This is a genomic window from Cupriavidus basilensis, from assembly GCF_000832305.1.
GTDB lineage: Bacteria > Pseudomonadota > Gammaproteobacteria > Burkholderiales > Burkholderiaceae > Cupriavidus > Cupriavidus basilensis_F.
In genome coordinates, this window is record NZ_CP010537.1 from 23,999 (window position 1) to 40,804 (window position 16,806).

General features: G+C 67.4%; 13 protein-coding genes. 7 read left to right on the forward strand and 6 right to left on the reverse strand.

Features of this window, described 5'->3' with window-relative positions:
* Positions 1-79 precede the first annotated feature (79 nt).
* From RR42_RS20940 to RR42_RS20955, 4 genes are all read right to left on the reverse strand, one after another.
* Positions 80-2,323, reverse strand: coding sequence for a polysaccharide biosynthesis tyrosine autokinase (locus RR42_RS20940; RefSeq protein ID WP_043352664.1), 2,244 nt, complete (start codon positions 2,321-2,323; stop codon positions 80-82).
* Positions 2,320-2,784, reverse strand: coding sequence for a low molecular weight protein arginine phosphatase (locus tag RR42_RS20945; protein WP_043352665.1), 465 nt, complete (start codon positions 2,782-2,784; stop codon positions 2,320-2,322). Before RR42_RS20945 ends, RR42_RS20940 begins: the two co-directional genes overlap by 4 nt.
* A gap of 11 nt (positions 2,785-2,795) precedes the next feature.
* A complete protein-coding gene (locus RR42_RS20950; RefSeq protein WP_043357513.1) occupies positions 2,796-3,890 on the reverse strand; it encodes a polysaccharide biosynthesis/export family protein in 1,095 nt (364 codons plus the stop codon).
* 359 nt (positions 3,891-4,249) lie between these two features.
* A complete protein-coding gene (locus tag RR42_RS20955) occupies positions 4,250-5,191 on the reverse strand; it encodes a response regulator transcription factor (protein ID WP_043352667.1) in 942 nt (313 codons plus the stop codon).
* Positions 5,192-6,080: 889 nt separating this feature from the next.
* Between RR42_RS20955 and RR42_RS20960 the strand changes: the two genes are divergently transcribed.
* The 7 genes from RR42_RS20960 to RR42_RS20990 all read left to right on the forward strand — a co-directional run bounded on the left by RR42_RS20960 (position 6,081) and on the right by RR42_RS20990 (position 14,302).
* The gene (locus RR42_RS20960; RefSeq protein ID WP_052494833.1) at positions 6,081-6,941 is read left to right on the forward strand and encodes a class I SAM-dependent methyltransferase; all 861 of its coding nucleotides are present in this window, start codon (positions 6,081-6,083) and stop codon (positions 6,939-6,941) included.
* The gene (locus tag RR42_RS20965) at positions 6,938-8,125 is read left to right on the forward strand and encodes a glycosyltransferase (RefSeq protein WP_043352668.1); all 1,188 of its coding nucleotides are present in this window, start codon (positions 6,938-6,940) and stop codon (positions 8,123-8,125) included. Before RR42_RS20960 ends, RR42_RS20965 begins: the two co-directional genes overlap by 4 nt.
* Positions 8,126-8,188: 63 nt before the next feature.
* The gene (locus RR42_RS20970; protein WP_043352671.1) at positions 8,189-9,469 is read left to right on the forward strand and encodes a hypothetical protein; all 1,281 of its coding nucleotides are present in this window, start codon (positions 8,189-8,191) and stop codon (positions 9,467-9,469) included.
* Entirely contained in the window at positions 9,466-10,509 is a 1,044-nt protein-coding gene (locus tag RR42_RS20975; protein ID WP_052494834.1) for a glycosyltransferase family 2 protein, read from the forward strand. Before RR42_RS20970 ends, RR42_RS20975 begins: the two co-directional genes overlap by 4 nt.
* Positions 10,506-11,678 carry a glycosyltransferase family 4 protein gene (locus tag RR42_RS20980; RefSeq protein WP_043352673.1) on the forward strand — a complete coding sequence of 391 codons (1,173 nt, stop codon included), beginning with the start codon at positions 10,506-10,508 and terminating at the stop codon, positions 11,676-11,678. The genes RR42_RS20975 and RR42_RS20980 overlap by 4 nt, the downstream gene beginning before the upstream one ends.
* Positions 11,672-13,012, forward strand: coding sequence for a hypothetical protein (locus RR42_RS20985; protein ID WP_043352675.1), 1,341 nt, complete (start codon positions 11,672-11,674; stop codon positions 13,010-13,012). Before RR42_RS20980 ends, RR42_RS20985 begins: the two co-directional genes overlap by 7 nt.
* A gap of 144 nt (positions 13,013-13,156) precedes the next feature.
* Positions 13,157-14,302: a glycosyltransferase gene (locus RR42_RS20990; protein ID WP_082055270.1), complete on the forward strand. Its 1,146-nt coding sequence runs from the start codon at positions 13,157-13,159 to the stop codon at positions 14,300-14,302.
* 37 nt (positions 14,303-14,339) lie between these two features.
* Here RR42_RS20990 and RR42_RS20995 read toward each other — a convergent pair whose 3' ends face one another.
* Both RR42_RS20995 and RR42_RS21000 read right to left on the reverse strand, forming a co-directional pair.
* Positions 14,340-15,602, reverse strand: a complete 1,263-nt coding sequence (locus RR42_RS20995; protein ID WP_043352679.1) for a glycosyltransferase WbuB — start codon at positions 15,600-15,602, stop codon at positions 14,340-14,342.
* 120 nt (positions 15,603-15,722) lie between these two features.
* Positions 15,723-16,805 carry a glycosyltransferase gene (locus RR42_RS21000; RefSeq protein ID WP_043352681.1) on the reverse strand — a complete coding sequence of 361 codons (1,083 nt, stop codon included), beginning with the start codon at positions 16,803-16,805 and terminating at the stop codon, positions 15,723-15,725.
* Position 16,806: the final 1 nt, after the last annotated feature.

Here is a 16,806-nt window from a genome sequence, read left to right on the forward strand (position 1 = left end):
GGCTTGCCGGCCGCGCACCAAGAAAAAAAGGAGGCGCCGGAATCCCGGCGCCTTCCATTGCGCGCTGCGCGGGGCAGCCCTACCGGCTCTGCACCGTATCCACGTCCTGATACCGATAGTTCAGATACCGGTACTTGCCGAAGTTGTAATGCGCCCGATACCACCGCCCTTGCACATTCAACCCGTTGAACAGCACGCCCTTCACTTCCCCACCCACCTGCCTGATCGCCCTGCCCGCGGCTTCCAGTTCATCCACGGTAGTCGAGTCCGCACGGGCCACCATGAAGACCGCATCGGCCTTGGTTGCGAGGATTCCGGTATCCGAGGCGGCGAGCACTGGCGGCGTGTCGATCAGCACGATGTCGTAATTCGCCTTTAGCGCAGTGAGCAGTGCGTCCATCGCGGGACTCAGCAGCAGGTCCGCGGGATGCTCGGGCAGCGTGCCGGTGGGAATGAAATCCAGCCCGGGCACAACCTGCCTGCGCACGGCGGGTTCCACCGGCGCGCCCTGCAGCAGCTCGGTCAGGCCGGGGCCGCGGTCGGTGTCGAAGCGCCGGTTCAGGCTACCCCGCCGCAGGTCGGCGTCGATCAGCACCACGCGCTTGCCGCCGGCGGCGAGCACCGCGGCGAAGTTGGCGCAGACGAAGGACTTTCCGACACCCGGCGCCGGGCCCGTCACCAGCACCACCGGATGGCGGTTGCCAAGCAGCGAGAACTGCAAGGCGGTGCGGAAGCTGCGCAAGCTCTCCATGGCGGGATCGTCAGGCATCCGGCAGGCCAGCAGCGCGGCTTTCGGGTCGCCTTGCGCGGCCAGGCGCGACTGTTCCGGGCTGAACGGGATGGTGGAGTACACCGTGAACCCTGTCAGGTTTTCGATATCGTCGGCCTCGGCAACGCCGCCGTCCAGCATGTGGCGCAGGCACACCACGATCAGCGCGCCCACGGTGCCAAGCATGGCCGCGAATATCACCAGCATAGACCGGTTGGGCCGCACGGGCTGCAAGGGCACTTCGGCCGGGTCGACCATGCGCGCGGTCCCCACCTTGCTGGCCTTGGTCAGCTTGAGTTGCTGGGCGTCGTTGAGCAGCGACTGGTAAAGCTCGGTGCTGACCTTGACATCGCGCAGCAGCCGCAGCACGTTTTGCTCCACTTCGGGCAGTTTCTGGATACGCGTGGTCACGCCAGCGAGCGCGGCATTCAGGCTGCCGATCTGCTCATCGATGATGCCGATGCTGGGATGGTTGCCGGTAAAACGCGTCACCAGTTCCTGGCGTTTCGAGCGCAGCTCCTGCAGGCGCGTCTGGATCTGCACGGACTGCGAGAGGATCAGCTTCGACTCTTCGCCCAGGTCGATCGTGCCGCGCTGGTTGCGCAGCGCGTTGTAGCGCGTCTCTGCGGTTTCCACCTGCTGCTTGACCTGCGGCAGCTGCTGGTCGAGGAAGGCCAGGGATTTCTCGGCCTCCTCCGCCCTGCGGCGCACGTTCTGGCCGACATACTCGCTGCCGATCTCGTTGAGCGTTGCCGCGATCAGGTCCGGGTCCGGGCCTTCAAGGGTGATGCCGATCACCCCGCTCGACTTGCCGCGCTCGGCAATCTGCAGCGATTGCTGCAGCTGCGCGATGGCGATGGCCCGAGGCAGCCGCGTCACGTTGAAGTTGGCGCCAGGGTTGCCTTCCAGTTCCGTAATGAGGATCTCGACGTTGCCGCGTGAGGTTGGCACGAGCAGCGGCTGGCCGACGGTGCCTGTTGCCATGGTCTGCTCGCCCTTGACGTTCAGCCGGTACCGGTTGCCGTCAAGGGCCGTCACCGTCATCCTGGTGCCTTCCAGCCGCGTCGGCATGTCGAGGCGGCCTACCGTAATGCGCTCGTCGCCCCAGACGAAGCCGCCCCAGCCGAAGATGCCAGGTTCCGACAGGCCAGGGTTGTAGCGTGCCAGCGCCTGGCCGATCACCGGAAAGTAGCTCGGCCTGGCGTCGATGAACAGCTTCAGGCTTTCCACGGCCTTGCCCACCACCATGCGCGAGTGCAGCAGCTCGATCTCCGCGGCGGCGGCCGGCTTGACGTCGAAGACCGGCGCGACGCTGCCCGCGAGCTTGGTGTTGGCGCTGCTCCCCGTGTCCTCCACCTGCACCACGATATCGGTACGGTAGACGGATTTGGTGAAGAACGCGTAGGCCGCGCCCAGCGCGAAGACCGTGCCCGCGATCAGGATGAAGGTCCAGCGGTAGCGCATCAGCACGTCGAGATAGCCGGTCAGGTCGATCGACTTCTCCCGCTGAACGTGCCCCCCCGGCAAGGCCTCGTGTGGATTGAACGTGTTCATGCTACCTCCCCGTGACAATGATCCCGTGCAATGGCGCGAATGCGCACCGACCATGAATCGACCCCTTGCCTGATCAGCCCCAGCACGATCCGGAACATATTCTGCGAACAGCCATAGGGATCGGGCACGTCAGCGTGCATGAACTCGCAAAGGCGGTAGACTTTGCCGCGTGCCTGCGGATACTGGCGCTCAAGCGCTTCTCTTTGTTCTGTGTCCATCACCAGCACCAGGTCGGCGCCGTTGATCATGTCTTCGTCCACGGTGCGCGCGCGGTGCCCTGAGAGATCGAGGCCGTCCTCCTTGAGCAGGCGCACCGTATGCGGATCGGCGGCGGCGCCCTCCAGCGGGGCCAGCCCGGCGGAACTCACCGTGCAGCCGGGCAGCGCGTGGCGCAGCAGGCCCTGTGCCATGGGGCTGCGGCAGGTATTGCCGATGCACACAACCAGGATCGAGCGGATCATCGCGGTCTCGCTTACTTGACCACGCTGGCGGCGCTGAACGCACCGCTCGTCGATGGCAGCAGCAGGTTGACCACGCGGCTCCAGCGCACCAGCTCGCGCGCGTCGACATACACCACGTCTTTTGCCTCGAGCTCGAAGCCTTCGGCGATGGCCAGTGCCACCGGCGATGTGCCGTCCAGGTGATACACCTTGGGCTCGCCGTCCGCCGCCTTGCGGATCACGAAGATCTGCTCCGCATTGGCGGAGTTCGGGTTCACGCCGCCAGCGTCGCCAATGGCCTCGTTAAGCGTCATGCGGCCATTGCGCATCAGCAACGTGGTGGGACGTACCACCTCGCCAGTGACGAAAATCTTGCTGTCCTCGCGCTGTTCCACGCGCACGATGTCGCCGTTCTTGAGCATGATGCGCGAGGGATCGATGCCGCGCGCGAGCAGTGCCGGGATGTTGACATGCCAGCTGCGCTCGCCGCGCGTGATGCGGATGCGGCTATTGTCGCCTGTCAGGTTGAGCACGCCGCCCGCGCGGTTAAGCGCCTCGATGAGCGTCATCGGCGCGTCGTCGATCGGTTGCATGCCAGGCGTGCGCACTTCGCCATCCACATAGATGCGCTGGCTGCGAAAGGCGAGCACGCGCACCGTCATCTGGGGATCGCGCACCACGCGCGAAAGCACCTTGGCGATCTGGTCGCGCACGTCGTTCGCGGTCCTGCCCGCGACCTTCATCACGCCAGCGTAGGGAAACTGGATATCGCCCTGCGCGCTCACCACATAGCCGGGCACATTGGAGCCGCCGCCCACCGCGGGGATTTCATACGCGGCGCCGATGCTGTAGGTCTGGTTGGGGAAGACCAGTTCCGGGTGATCCCACACCACCACCGAGACGATATCGCCCGGGCCGATGAGATAGGGCTGCGGCTTGCCATAGAGTTCGTCCAGCTTCTCGACCTCGCGTTGCGCCATGGTGCGCTGGTTGCGCACCACCTCCAACGTGATCGGCGTGATGTTGGGCATGGCATTGGGCCCGACCGCGCTGACGGGTGCCTTGGGGTCGAAGTGCATGCCCGGCGAGCTTGCACAGGCGCTGAGCAACAGGGTCGCGCAGAGCATGGCAAGGCATGCTAGCGGCCGGCATTGGCGTTGTGCGTTCCCGTGTTGCCTGTCATGGTCGGTGATCTCGTTCACGGCAGCCTCCGGCATTTGGCGACGGGGACATCGCAACGGCTGCGACAGTCCCCCGATGCTGCCATCCTAGGAGGCGGGGGAGGGGCAATCGGTGCGCTGTCACACATTGCACTGCGACGGCGGAACTGGCGCGCGCGACGCGCCAGGGCGAACGAAGGGGCCTGCCCTGGGCAGGAGCAAGGCACAAGACGGATGCCGGAAAGCGCGCCCCGGGGACTCGGACAAAAGACAACGGCGGCAGGCTTACACCTGCCGCCGCCGGTTGGCTGCGCCGCAAGCGCGCCTCAGCGCATCGCGGCGGAAACGCCCGTGCCGTACTCCGCGACCGCGCGTACCGGCCTGGTGCCGGCAGACGACGCGTTGCGCACCGCCGCGCGCGGCGAGGCCTCGTCGCCGCTGACCCATTCCAGCGACGCGCCGCGCTGGAGCGCCGCGTAGACCGCCTCGCCCTTGTTGCGTACCTTGAGCCGCTGGTACAGGGTGCAAGCATGGCTCTTGACCGTTGCCACCGAGATATTGAGCATACGGCTCACGGTCTTGATGGGATGTCCGCGCGCCAGCAGCACCAGCACCTCATATTGCCTCGGGGTAATCTGCAGCATCTCGGCTTCGCCGTACGCGGTCTCGCCGTGCCCGCCGGTGCCACCGGCATCGGCCGCCGCAGCGCTCTGGCGAGACACCGCGGCCAGGGACTCGCGCGAGGATGGCGTGGCCTGGATGCGCATGCCGGCGGGGTTGCACTGCCCGCTGTCAGTCAGTGGCGCCAGCACGGGAACGCGCCCAACTACGGGATAGTTGCCGGCCGAGAGGCTCGGCGATCCGCTGCTTGACGCACCGGCCTGGCGATTGTTCTGGCCGCACACGTATTGCCCGCCAACCATGGCCAGGCGGATGCCGGCTTCCAGCACCGCGAGCGAAGCGGATTTCGGCAGGCAGCCGCAGATCCCTTGCGCCATGGCGAGCGCCGGAATCTGCAGCGGGATCATATCGGCGAGCAGCAGCAAGCGCTCGGCCGAGAGCACGGAGCGCACCTTGTTGAGCAGTTGCCATCCGGCGTCGGTGTCGGCCGGCATGCCGAACACGAGCAGGTCGCAATGGTTGCCTTCCAGCAGGGCGACGTCGGCCGGGTCGACAGTGATGACGTGGTCGACGCCGTGAATGCGCTCGAGCATTTGCAGCAACCCGAGACGCAGCAGTGGGTGACCCTCGATGAGCAGTGCGTTCATGTTGTTATTCCCCCCGTAGGATTGCGGTAGGAAACAGGTTGAACGCAGCGGAATAATGACCTGCGCGACCCTCGTGGTGCTCCACGCGCGCCGCCCTTATTTATCCCCGTACCACCGCCAAGCCGGACTGCCCGTTTTTATTGCCGGGAACTGACCGCAAGCCGGAAGGCTGACCCCCTGAACCCACCCCAAAATGCCATTCGTCTTAAAACGAATTAAGGTCATATTATGGTCTGATCTGCACGAAATCAAGTTGCTTTGGCGGCGCTCCAATTGGGTTGGAGAGAATTGTTCTCATCATCCGGAAAGCCTTGGTGGTGGCCGCATGGCGGGTTACCCGAACGGGTGATGGATAATTGCCGGGATTAAGTTTCAGGACTGAAACAGTTATCGGACAATCATGTTTCACCGCTGTAACCGAAAGAGGTGTTGATAGCGCATTTATGGCTTTTTCGGGTAGCGCGTCCGCGTGGCGAATCAATCTTGAAACTCGCGCCGAGGTGGAGCCCGCGACCCACTTGCGCCGTCGGCATGAGCCTTGGGCGAGCGCCGCGGGACAAACGGATGAGAGCCATCTCAGCCATCAGGATGAGGGGAGATAGCCAGCCGGCACGCGAGGATGCCCGCGGTGCCGGATGTCCCCCTTGCGCTGCAGGAAAGCGATGCTGGCGGTACCCCGCCGCTACGCCTGAAGCAGGTCCCGCGCATACCTTGCGGCGCACGCCGATCTTGCCTGTTCCCGGCCTGCCGACCCGTGTGTGGCAACGTACAGAAACCCGAATCCCGCCCCGGCATCCTCACCGCATGCAGACCGGTCATCTGCCCGGCAAAGCATGCCGGCGGCACGGCTGCGCTTTGGTCCAACGTTGCTCATCTTCACGAGGTGGTCATGGCTTCAGGCACGGCGCAGGATCGCATCAATCAACACGCATGGCGTAGCTGGGGAGCGCGCCGTTGGTTCGGCACCGCCAGCGACTGGACCGACCCTGGCGAGGCCGCGGCGATCGCCAGCGTGGCGGACGAAGTGCGGGGCCAGCCCATCCTCGACGTTGGCGTGGGCGGCGGGCGCACCGTGGCGCTGCTGCGCGCGCTGAGCGACGACTACACGGCGGTCGACTACATGCCCGAGATGGTCGAGATCTGCCAGCGCAATCATCCCGGCGTACGGGTGATGCAGATGGATGCGCGCAACATGTCGCGCTTTGCGGATAACAGCTTCGCGCTGGTGATGTTCAGCTTCAACGGCATCGATGCGGTCGACTACGCGGGGCGCGTCGCCATCCTGCGCGAGTTCGCGCGCGTGCTGCGGCCCGGCGGCCTGATGCTGTTCTCCACGCACAACATGCGTGGGCCGAGCTATCGCGAGAATCTCTCGCGCTTCGTGCGGCTTCCGCATCTGTCGGCCAACCCTGTCGCGGTTGGCATCGATACCGCGCGGGTGATCTGCAACCTGCCGATTGCCACCTTCAACTACCTGCGGCACTCGCGGCTGAACCGCGAGTTCGATGGCTATGCCATCCGGGTTTGCGCCGCCCACAAGTTCGGCATCGTGATCGTCTATACCGAGTTCGCTGCGCAGAAGCGCGCGCTCGCGGAGCTGGGGCTGCACACCGATGTGGTGTTCGGCAACCTGAATGGCGAGCCGGTGCGCGAAGGCCAGGACCTGCACGACGTGTACTGGTTTCATTTCATCGCGCGCAAGGCCGCGGCGGGCGACTCGTCACCGGTGGCTCCCGGAACCCGGCCATGAAGATCCTGCACGTGATCTCGTCGATCGATCCGGGTGGCGGCGGCCCGATCGAGGGCGTGCGCCAGCTGCGCGCGCCCTTGCGTGAGCGCGGCGTACAGGTGCAGGTGTGCTGCGGCGATGCGCCCGATGCGCCCTGCGTGCGCGACAGCGAGCTCGACGTCATCGCGCTGGGGCCGTCATCGCTCAAGTACGGTTTTAACCGGCGCATGGTGCCCTGGCTGCGCGCGCATTGCGAAGCGTACGATGCGGTCATTGTCGAAGGCCTGTGGCAGTACCACGCGCTGGCCGTGTGGCTGGCGCTGCGTGGCAAGCGGGTGCCGTATTTTGTGTTTACGCACGGCATGCTGGACCCCTGGTTTCGCGACCACTATCCGCTCAAGCATCTGAAGAAGAGCCTCTACTGGCTGGTGGGGGACTACTGGGTCCTGCGTCATGCGCGCGGCGTGCTGTTCACGTGCGGCGAGGAGAAGCTGCGCTCCAGCGGCGCGTTCTGGCCGTATCGCTGCCGGGAGGTGGTGGCAAGCTACGGCACGGCGCAGCCGCCGCAGGACAGCGCGCCGTTGCGCGAGGTCTTCCTTAGCGCCTTCCCGGCGGTGCGCGGCAAGCGCATCGTGCTGTTCCTCGGCCGGATCCACGAGAAGAAGGGCTGCGACCTGCTGGTCGAAGCCTTCGCCGGCGTGGCCGCCGCGCATCCCGCGCTGCATCTGGTGCTGGCCGGCCCCTACGACACAGCGCTGCGTGCGATGCTGGAGCAACGCATTGCCGCGCATGGGCTGTCCACGCGCGTGAGCTGGACCGGCATGCTCAAAGGCGATCTCAAGTGGGGCGCGTTTCACGCGGCCGAGGTGTTCTGCCTGCCTTCGCACCAGGAGAACTTCGGCGTGGCGGTGGCCGAGGCGCTTGGCTGCGGCGTGCCGGTGCTGATCTCCGACAAGGTCAATATCTGGCGCGAGATCGTCGCCGACGGCGCCGGGCTGGTGGGCCCCGACACGGCGCAGGGCGCAACCGCCTGCCTGCAGCAGTGGCTGCAGGCGGAGCCCGCCGCGCAAGCGCGCATGCGCATTGCCGCGCGGCAGTCCTTTGCCCGGCGCTTCCATGCCGGACAGGCCGCACAGCGGCTGCTCGACATCATCCATGGCGCGGCCGAAGCCACGCAGCCTGTCCACCACGCGGCGGCGGGATAAAGGAGACAAGGCCATGGTCGCGCCGTCATGCCACAGCGTCATCGAGCGGGGAGCGGGACCGCCGTGAAGCTGCTCAGGTTCCTCGTCTATGCGGTGCTTTCACAGGGGATCGGCGCGGTCACTGGCCTGCTGCTGGCCCGTTGGCTCGATGTGGGCGACTACGCCGTCTACACGGTGGTCGGCCTCATCATGGGCGCCATCGCCATTGTCACCAAGGGTGGCATCCAGCTTGGACTGAACGCGCTGCTGGGCAAGACCTGGCCAGACCGGGAGCGTGCCGCGGAACTGGCCTGCGCGGCCATGGGCCAGCGCTGGAAGCTCTCCGCCTGGCTGTTGCCGGTGGTGCTGGCGATTGCCGCGTGGCTGCTGTATCGCAACCATGCCGGCGCGGTCCTGATCGTGTTGCTGCTGGCGCTGCTGCTGGCGACCTGGTACTTCGACATGCAATCGCGCGTCGTGGACCAGGTGCTGCTGTTTGCCAACCGCGCGCCCGCGCTGCAGGCGCTGGATACCGGCTTGTCCATGGGGCGCCTGGTGCTGTCGTGCGCGCTCTACGCGCTGGGCCTGCTCGGCGTGCTGGGAGCGACCCTCGTCAACGTGCTGTTCGCGGGGCTGCGCGTGCCGTTTGTGCAGCGCTGGATCGCGCGGGAGATACCACTGACGGCGCATGCCGGGTGCGCCGGCAAGTTGGAAGACAGCCAGTACATCGGCCGCATCATGCGGCGGCAATTGCCGCTGGAGGCGTTTTACTGCGTCCAGGGGCAACTGGTGTTCGCCATCGTCGCCTATCACGGCGCGGTCGGGCAAACGGCCTCGCTGGGCGCGCTGTCGCGCATCGGGCAATTGCTGATGCCGGTGGGTGCAGTGGTGGCCGCGTACGTGATTCCGCGCTTCGCGCAAGCGCGCGACGGCGTGCTGCGGCGCTTTGCCGGCTGGGTGGCGCTGGCTTGCCTGCCTGCCGCCGCGCTGGTGCTTCTGGCCGTGACCTGGCCGGGGTTACTGCTGTGGCTGGTGGGGCCGAACTACGCTTCGCTGGGCGCCGAACTGGTGATCGCCTGCCTTGGCGCGGGCTTTGCCAGCGTGGTCGGCATCGCCTGGCAGTTGCTGGCCAATCGCGGCCTGAATCATTTTGCCTTCGTGCAGGTGCCGGTGGTGCTGGCCTGGTGCGCGGTTGCGCCGCGCTTTTTCGATCTCACCACGCTCGATGGCGTGCTGTGGTTCCAGCTCGGGCTGTCGTCCGGGCTGGCCGCGGCGATCGTCTGCGAGCTCGCCGCGGCCGTGCGTGCCGGGCGCTTGCTGCCAGGCGACGAGCGCCTTGCGCCCCATGGAGGAAGCACACAATGAGCGATGCGCCCAGCGTTACGCTGATGGTCCCGACCTACCGGCGCCCGGACATGCTCCAGCGCTGCCTGCAGGCGGCCGCCGCGCTCGTGCCGGCGCCGGCTCAGCTGATCGTGGTCTGCCGCGGCGCTGATGATCCCGCCACGGCTGCGTGGCTGGCAGATACGGCGCCGGCTCGCTATCCGGCGTTGCTGGTAGTCAAGGTGACCGAGCCTGGCGTCGTAGCTGCCATGAATGCCGGCCTGCCGCACGCAACCGGCGAGCTGCTAGCGATCCTGGACGACGACGCGCTGCCGCGCGCGGACTGGCTGGCCCGCTTGCTGCCCCACTTTGCCGATGCCACGGTGGGCGGCGCCGGCGGCCGGGATGTCGTGCGCGGCGCCGACGGCGCGCCACTGGCGGTGCCGGATGTTGCGCTGGCCGGCTATCGCGACGGCTGGGGCCGGATCATCGGCGAGACCCATCGGGTGTGCGGCGCGCCGCGCGCGGTGGAAACGCTCAAGGGCTGCAACTGGATCCTGCGCCGCGCGGCACTGGGCACCGCGCGCTTTGACGAGCGGCTGCAGGGGCAGGGCGCGCAGCCGGGCAACGAGACGTGGATGTGCCAGATGCTGCGCCACGCAGGATGGCGCCTGGTGCTCGATCCCGGCGCCATCGTCGATCACTATCCGGCCGCGCGCTACAACTACGAGCGCCAGAGCTATGCGCGCAAGCGCTGCTTCGAGGAGACCTGCAACATGACGGCGATCTCGATGGCATACGCCCCGCCGGCGATGCGCCTGCGGCTGGTGCTGTTCCAGCTGCTGGTCGGATCGCGCAGTTGCCCGGGCGCTTACTTCCTGGCGCACAGCCTGCTCAAGCGCCCACGCAGCCTGCCCGGGCAATTGCTGGGTGGCTGGGGTGGCTTCGTGCAGGGCGTGCGCCTGGCGGGCACGCTGCGCATGCAGCCGCCCGGCCGGCCCACGCGTTGCGCCGGGCCGCATGCGCAAGCCGTGCCCGCGGGAGCGAGGCTCGATGGCACCCCACGGGGGAGCGAAGCATGAAAGCTCTCGTCACGCATCCCGGCCTGCAGCATTCGCACCAGATGGCACAGGCGCTTTATGAGCACGACATGCTCAAGCAATACTGGTCCGGTGTGCCGGTGCGTGCCCCGGGCGAGGCGCCGCCCTGGTGGCTGCCGGCCGGATATCACGCCAAGGTGCGCGAGGTCGCCATCCCCAGGGCGCTGCGGCGGCACCCGGTGTTTTTTCCGGGTGTGCTCAAGCTTGGCCTCAATCGCTATGTCGGCCGCTCCGGGTCAGCCTACGCGCACAGGATCTTCCATCTGTTCGACCAATGGGTGGCCGCCCGGGTGGAGGCGGTGCGCCCGGATATCGTGGTGGCCTATGAGAACTCCGCGCTGCGGACCTTCCAGGCGGCGCGGCGCATCGGCGCGCGCTGTGTGCTGGAGGCGCCCGCCGTGCATCATCGTGCGGCCGAAGCCATGATGCCGGTCGAGGACCGCACCTACCTTGCGCAGATCAATGCGCAAAAAGATGCGGAGATTGCGCTGGCGGACATCATCATCACCTGCTCGGAGTTTGCCGCGCGTACCTACATCGACGCCGGCGTGCCCCCCGCCAAGCTCAAGCCGATCCTGCTTGGCGCAACGCTGCCGGATGACGTCCGCCGCCACCGGCTCGCTGGCGGCCCGCGCTTTGTATTTGCCGGGGCGGTGCGCGTGGGCAAAGGCATCGACCTGCTGCTCGACGCGTTCGCGCGGCTGCGGGAGCGGATGCCGGAGGCGGAGCTGGTGCTTGCCGGCGCGCTCGTCGAGCCGGAGCTGGGCGGGCGCATTGCAGCCATGCCGGGCGTGCTCCAGCTTGGCGCGTTGCCGCAGCCGGCGCTGTTCCAGGTGTTTGCCGATGCCGATTGCTTCGTGCTGCCGTCGCGCTTCGATTCCTTCGGCATGGTGGTGGCCGAGGCCCTGGCAACCGGCACGCCGGTGCTGCTCTCGGATCGGGTCGGCGCGAAAGAAATCATCGATGAATTCCCGCAGGCCGGGTGGGTGGTGCCGCTTTGCGCGGACGCACTGTACCAACGCATGCTGGCCCTGGCGACAGATCGCGCGCAGCTGGAGCGCGCGCGCGCCCCTGCCCGTGTCGCCGGGCAGAAGTACACCTGGGCGAGGTACCGCCTGAGTGCAGCCGAAACGGTAGCCGCGCTATGCTGAGCCATTCCCTTGCCTACGCGAAGCCCGCCGTGCCAGCCCGCCGGGCGCGCGTCACCGTGTTCGGGCGGATCTTCATCACGGTCTTCGTGATTGCCGTGTTCGAGGGCGCCGCGCGCAAGTGGGTCTCGGATTCGCTCACCATGCCGCTGATCCTGCTGCGCGACCTGATGGTGGTGTACGCGCTGTACCACGCGGTGCGCTATTCAGGCTTTACCCCGGCTCGGCGCACCGTGCGCATGCTGCTGTGGTGGTCGGCCATTGTCTGCTTCTGGGGCTTGCTGCAACTTGTTGCGGGCATCAACTCGCTGCCCATTTTCCTGATCGGCGTGCGCTTCTGGCTGCTGTACCTGTGGTTTGCCTACGCCGCGGCCGAGCTGCTCGAGGAGCAGGACCTGGAAGCCATCTACAAGGCCGCGCTTGCCATGCTGCTGTTCATGGCGCCGCTGGCACTGGTGCAGCATTTTCAGCCGCCGGAGAGTTTCCTCAATCGCCAGATCGAGGGCGATCCGGATACGGTCTTCCGCGTGACGGCCGACGTGGTGCGCACCACGGGCACCTTCTCGTTCACGCTGGGCTACACCCTGTTCCTGGCGATCGTCAGCCCCTTCGCGCTGGAGGCGGTGCTGGGCGAGCAGAAGCCGGGGCTCTTGGGCAAGCTGTATTCGCTGGCGGTCATCGGCAGTCTGTTCATTGCCTCGCTGGTCAGCGGGTCGCGTTCGGCCATCCTGTTGTTGCCGATCGTGTTTGGCATCGCGCTGCTGGCAAGCTTGCGCTACGGCAAGGGAAAACGGCGCAGGACGGCGTTGTCGTGGGGCATTGTTTCCATCCTCATGAGCGTGGTCATCGTGCTGTTCGTCAGCTCGGCGGTGGACGCGACCTTGGAGCGTTTCAGTTCCGCGGCGCAGATGGAGAGCTTCAGCGACCGGGTGGAGTCGATGTTCTTCGGTGTCAACGATGTCTCGGCCGAGCAGAGCCTGCTTGGCAGCGGGCTGGGGCTTGGCAGCAACCTTGCCAACTACTTCCTGCAGACCGGCCTGCTGTTCGTGATCAGCGAAACCGAGACCGGCCGCGTCATTGGCGAGATGGGCCTGGTCGGCTATCTGAGCATCTTGCTCAAGGCGCTGATCTTCGTCAACGGCATGTGGCGCGCATTGCGCGTGGCCAGGCGCACCGGCAACTCTTTTCTCATCCTGATGTGGACCATCGCCATCTTCGGGCTGACCTCCTGGCCGGTAGTGGGGCAACTGACCGCCAACGCGCTTGGCTTCGTGTTTGCCGGCATTACGCTGGCCGCCACGCGCCAAGCGAGCCAGCGCTTGTATCACCCGGGTTAAGCCCTGTCCCGGATCGGCAGGGCGAAGTCACGACCTGAAAGACGACCTGAAAAACGACACGGCAACGCCCGGCTATCCGCACACTTTTCCATCACCATGAAAATCATCTTGTTGGGTCACCCCGCCTTTTTTGGCAGCCATAGCATGGATCGCTTCGCCGCGATGATCATCGACGGCATGCGCGCACGCGGCCACCAGGCCGATCTATGGACCCCCGCCGCCGTGATGTGCCGCCTGCCGGCGCGCGGCGGGCTGCGGAAATGGCTGGGCTACATCGATCAGTACATCCTGTTCCCGATGCTCGCGCTGTGGCGCTTGCGCAAGGTCGACAAGGACACCTTGCTGGTGCTGGCCGATCATGCGCTGGGCATCTGGATGCCGCTGCTGCGCCATCGTCCGCACGTGGTGCACTGCCATGATTTCATCGCCCTGCGCACGCTCGCCGGGGAGTTCCCCGAGCAAGGGCTCTCGGCCAGCGGGCACACCTACCAGTCGCTGATCCGTTGGGGCCTGTTGCAGGGAAAGGCGTTTATCGCCGTCTCCAACAAGACCATGCGCGACCTGCGGCGGCTGCATCCGTGCGCGCCCGAGGCGGCATGGGTGGTCTACAACGGCATGAACTATCCGTTCCGCAGGATGGGCACCACCGAGGCGCTGGCCTGCCTGCAGCGCGCTGGCGTGCCTGCCGATCCGCAAGGCATGCTGGTGCATATCGGCGGCAACCAGTGGTACAAGAACCGTGAAGGCGTGCTGGCGCTCTACCTAGCCTATTGCCGGCAGTGCCGCGAGCCGCGGGCGCTGTGGATGGTCGGCGGCGATCCCACCGCGCAAATGCGCGAGCAGGGCGAACGGGCGATCGCCCTTGGCGGCAGCGTGCGCTTTCTGACGGGGCTGCCTACCGAGGCGGTGCAGGCAGCCTATTCGCTGGCCGCTGTGATGCTGTTTCCGAGCCTGGAAGAAGGTTTTGGCTGGCCCATCATCGAAGCCATGGCATGCGGCGCGCCGGTGCTGACCACCAATCGCGCGCCGATGACCGAGATCGGTGGCGACCAGGTGCAGCTGCTCGAGCCGTTGGCTAGCGGTGACATGGATGCCTGGGCGCAACGCGGCGCGGACGTGCTGGCCGGGATGCTCGCATGGCCGCAAGCGCGGCGCGCCGAGGTGGCCGCGCGCTCGATCGCGTGGGCGGGAAATTTCTCCGCCGAGAAGGCCATCGACCAGTACGAGAGCATTTATCTCACGGTGCTGGCGGCGGCTTCGGTGGAAGACCGCGTGTCAGTGGACGCATGAGCGCCTGAGCGGTTGAACACCTGAGCGGTGGCGTGTGCTAGTCGCTGCCGACCCCGGCGGTGCTGGGCGCGCCGGCGGGCTGGTGCCTGATCAGCGCGAACAGCGTTTTTTCCAGTTCGCCCAGCACCATGTCGCGGTCCAGGTGCTGCTCGGCCCAGCGGCGCGCAGCGCCGCCCAGGTGCGCGCGCAGCGCAGGCTGCGCCGCCAGCGTGTCGATGGCGGCGGCCAGCGCGGCTGCGTCGCCCGGCGGCACCAGCACGCCGCATTGCGCAACCACGCGGCCAAGTTCCGTGTCCGGCTCCGCGGTGGCGACCACCGGGCGAGCGCTGGCCAGCATGCCGGTCAGCTTCGAGGGCATGACCAGGTCGGCGGCGCCGGCGCGTTGAGGCAGCAGGTGAATGTCGGCGGCGGCCAGCAGCGAGGCAAACATGCCGGCGGGCTGCAAGGGCAGGAAGCGCACCTGTGGCAGCCCCGCGCAGGCGGCCTCCAGCGCCGGGCGCCCGGCGCCATCGCCGCAGAAGATGAAGTGCAGGCGTTCACGGCCGTCGAGCAGGCGTGCGGCGTCGGCCATGACATCCAGCCCCTGCTTGGCGCCCATATTGCCCGAGTACAGCGCCACCACGGCATCCGCCGGAATGCCCAGCGTGCGGCGCGCCAGCGCGGCGCTGCCGGCGCTGATTTCCCTCAGGTTGACCCAGTTGGGCAGCAAGGCCGTGCGCTCGGGCTCCGTGCCCTTGCCGCGCGCCAGCGAGACCATGGCCTGTGAGATCGACGTGACCCGGTCAAAGCGCATCATCAACTGACGCTCCACGCGCTGGGCCAGGCGGCGCAGCCAGGGCCGGCGGAGCAGCCCTAGCGCAAAGGCCGCGTCGACCTCGTAGTCCTGCACATGCAGCCAGGTCTTGCAGCCGCTCCAGTGCGAGAACAGCAAGGCGGCCGGCGCGCACATCAGGGGAGGCTCCACCACGAACAGCACATCCGGGCGCCAGCGCAACTGGGCCATCAGGCTGGGCAGGCTGGATACGGCAAAGCTCGCCAGGTGCAGCAGCCGCGTGATGCCGCCTGGCCTGCGCGGTACCCACAGCGGCGCGCGATACACCTCCACCCAGCGCCGCCGCTCGCGGCTGTATTGCCACGCGCGATAGCCCTCGCCCACGCGCCACGCCGGATAGTACGGCGGTGCGGTGACCACCCGCACCTCATGGCCGCGCGCGGCCAGCCACTCGGCCTGCTCGCAGGTGTACTTGCCGATACCGGTCAGCTCGGGCGCATAGTTCAGGCAGTACATGAGTATCTTCATGGCAAGGGTAGCGTCAGTGGCATCGATGCGCTGTATGGGTTACGCCGCCGTCACGCCCGCTGCGGCGCGCGGGGTGCGTGGCGGCCATGTCGACATGTGTCGGCATATGCCGGCGCGGGCCTAGTCCGCGGCCATGATCCGCACGCAGCCAGCCGCCATGGCCCGGCCCGCGGAGGCGGGGGAGTCCTCCAGCGCGGCGGCCTGGCAGCGCGTGGCGGTGGCGGCGGCATCCGCAAAGCGCGTGGGCACTTGCACCAGGCACCTGGCCAGCGCGACGGCGTCGCCTGCCTTGAAATACAGGCCGGTGACGCCGTCGCGTATCAGTTCGCCGGCGTCGTCGTTGTTCACGCTCACCACCACCGGGCAGCCGTAGCTCAATGCCTCGCGCACCAGCGGATGCCAGCGCTGCGCGGCATCGGGCAGCACCAGGCAGTTCGCCTTGCGGTACTCCACGGGGAGGTCCGCCGGCGCCATCGCGCCCAGGAAGCGTACCGAGGGCCCCAGCCCGAGCGCGTCGGCCATGGCGCGCAGCCGGCCATAGGCGCGGCCTGTGCCCACCAGCGATAACGTGGCCGCCGGCCACGCCTGCCGCGCGCCGGCAAAGGCATAGAGCAGCAGCACCAGGGCCGGATCGTGCGTGAGGGGGCCAACATGCAGGAAATGCGGCGCATGTGCCGGCGCAGCGTGCTCGATCCGCTTGCGCTGTTCGGCGGCAGCATCGAAGCCGTCCGGCAGCACGGCCGGCGGGCGGCAGGCAAAGATCCTGCGCGGGGGAACGTCGGCGGCAATGGCGCGCGCGCAGCCGCGCTCGCTACCCACGAAGACGCCCTGGCAATGGCGCAGCAATACCGCGTCCGCCAGCGCGCCAAAGCGCCCGGGCACGCTGGCAAAGGCGGCCCCATGGAAGAAGGCCGCGCGCCGCCGCCCCAGCGCCATGCTGGCCAGCAGCATGGCCCAGTTCTCCAGCCGGCTCTGTCCCGCCAGCACCACCAGCGCGCCGGGACTGAGCGAGATGGCGCGCATTTGCTGCAGGCAGCGCCGCCACAGGCCGGCATCCGCGCTGCCCGTGGGAAAGATGACCTGCCCGGGCCAGAGCGCGCCGGGACTCGCTGCCCCGCTGCCGGCGGCCGAGGTGGCCGACGTCGCGCACGCCTCGGCCTGAGGCCGCGCACGCTCGTCGGGATGGCGGAGCAGGGGTTTCATG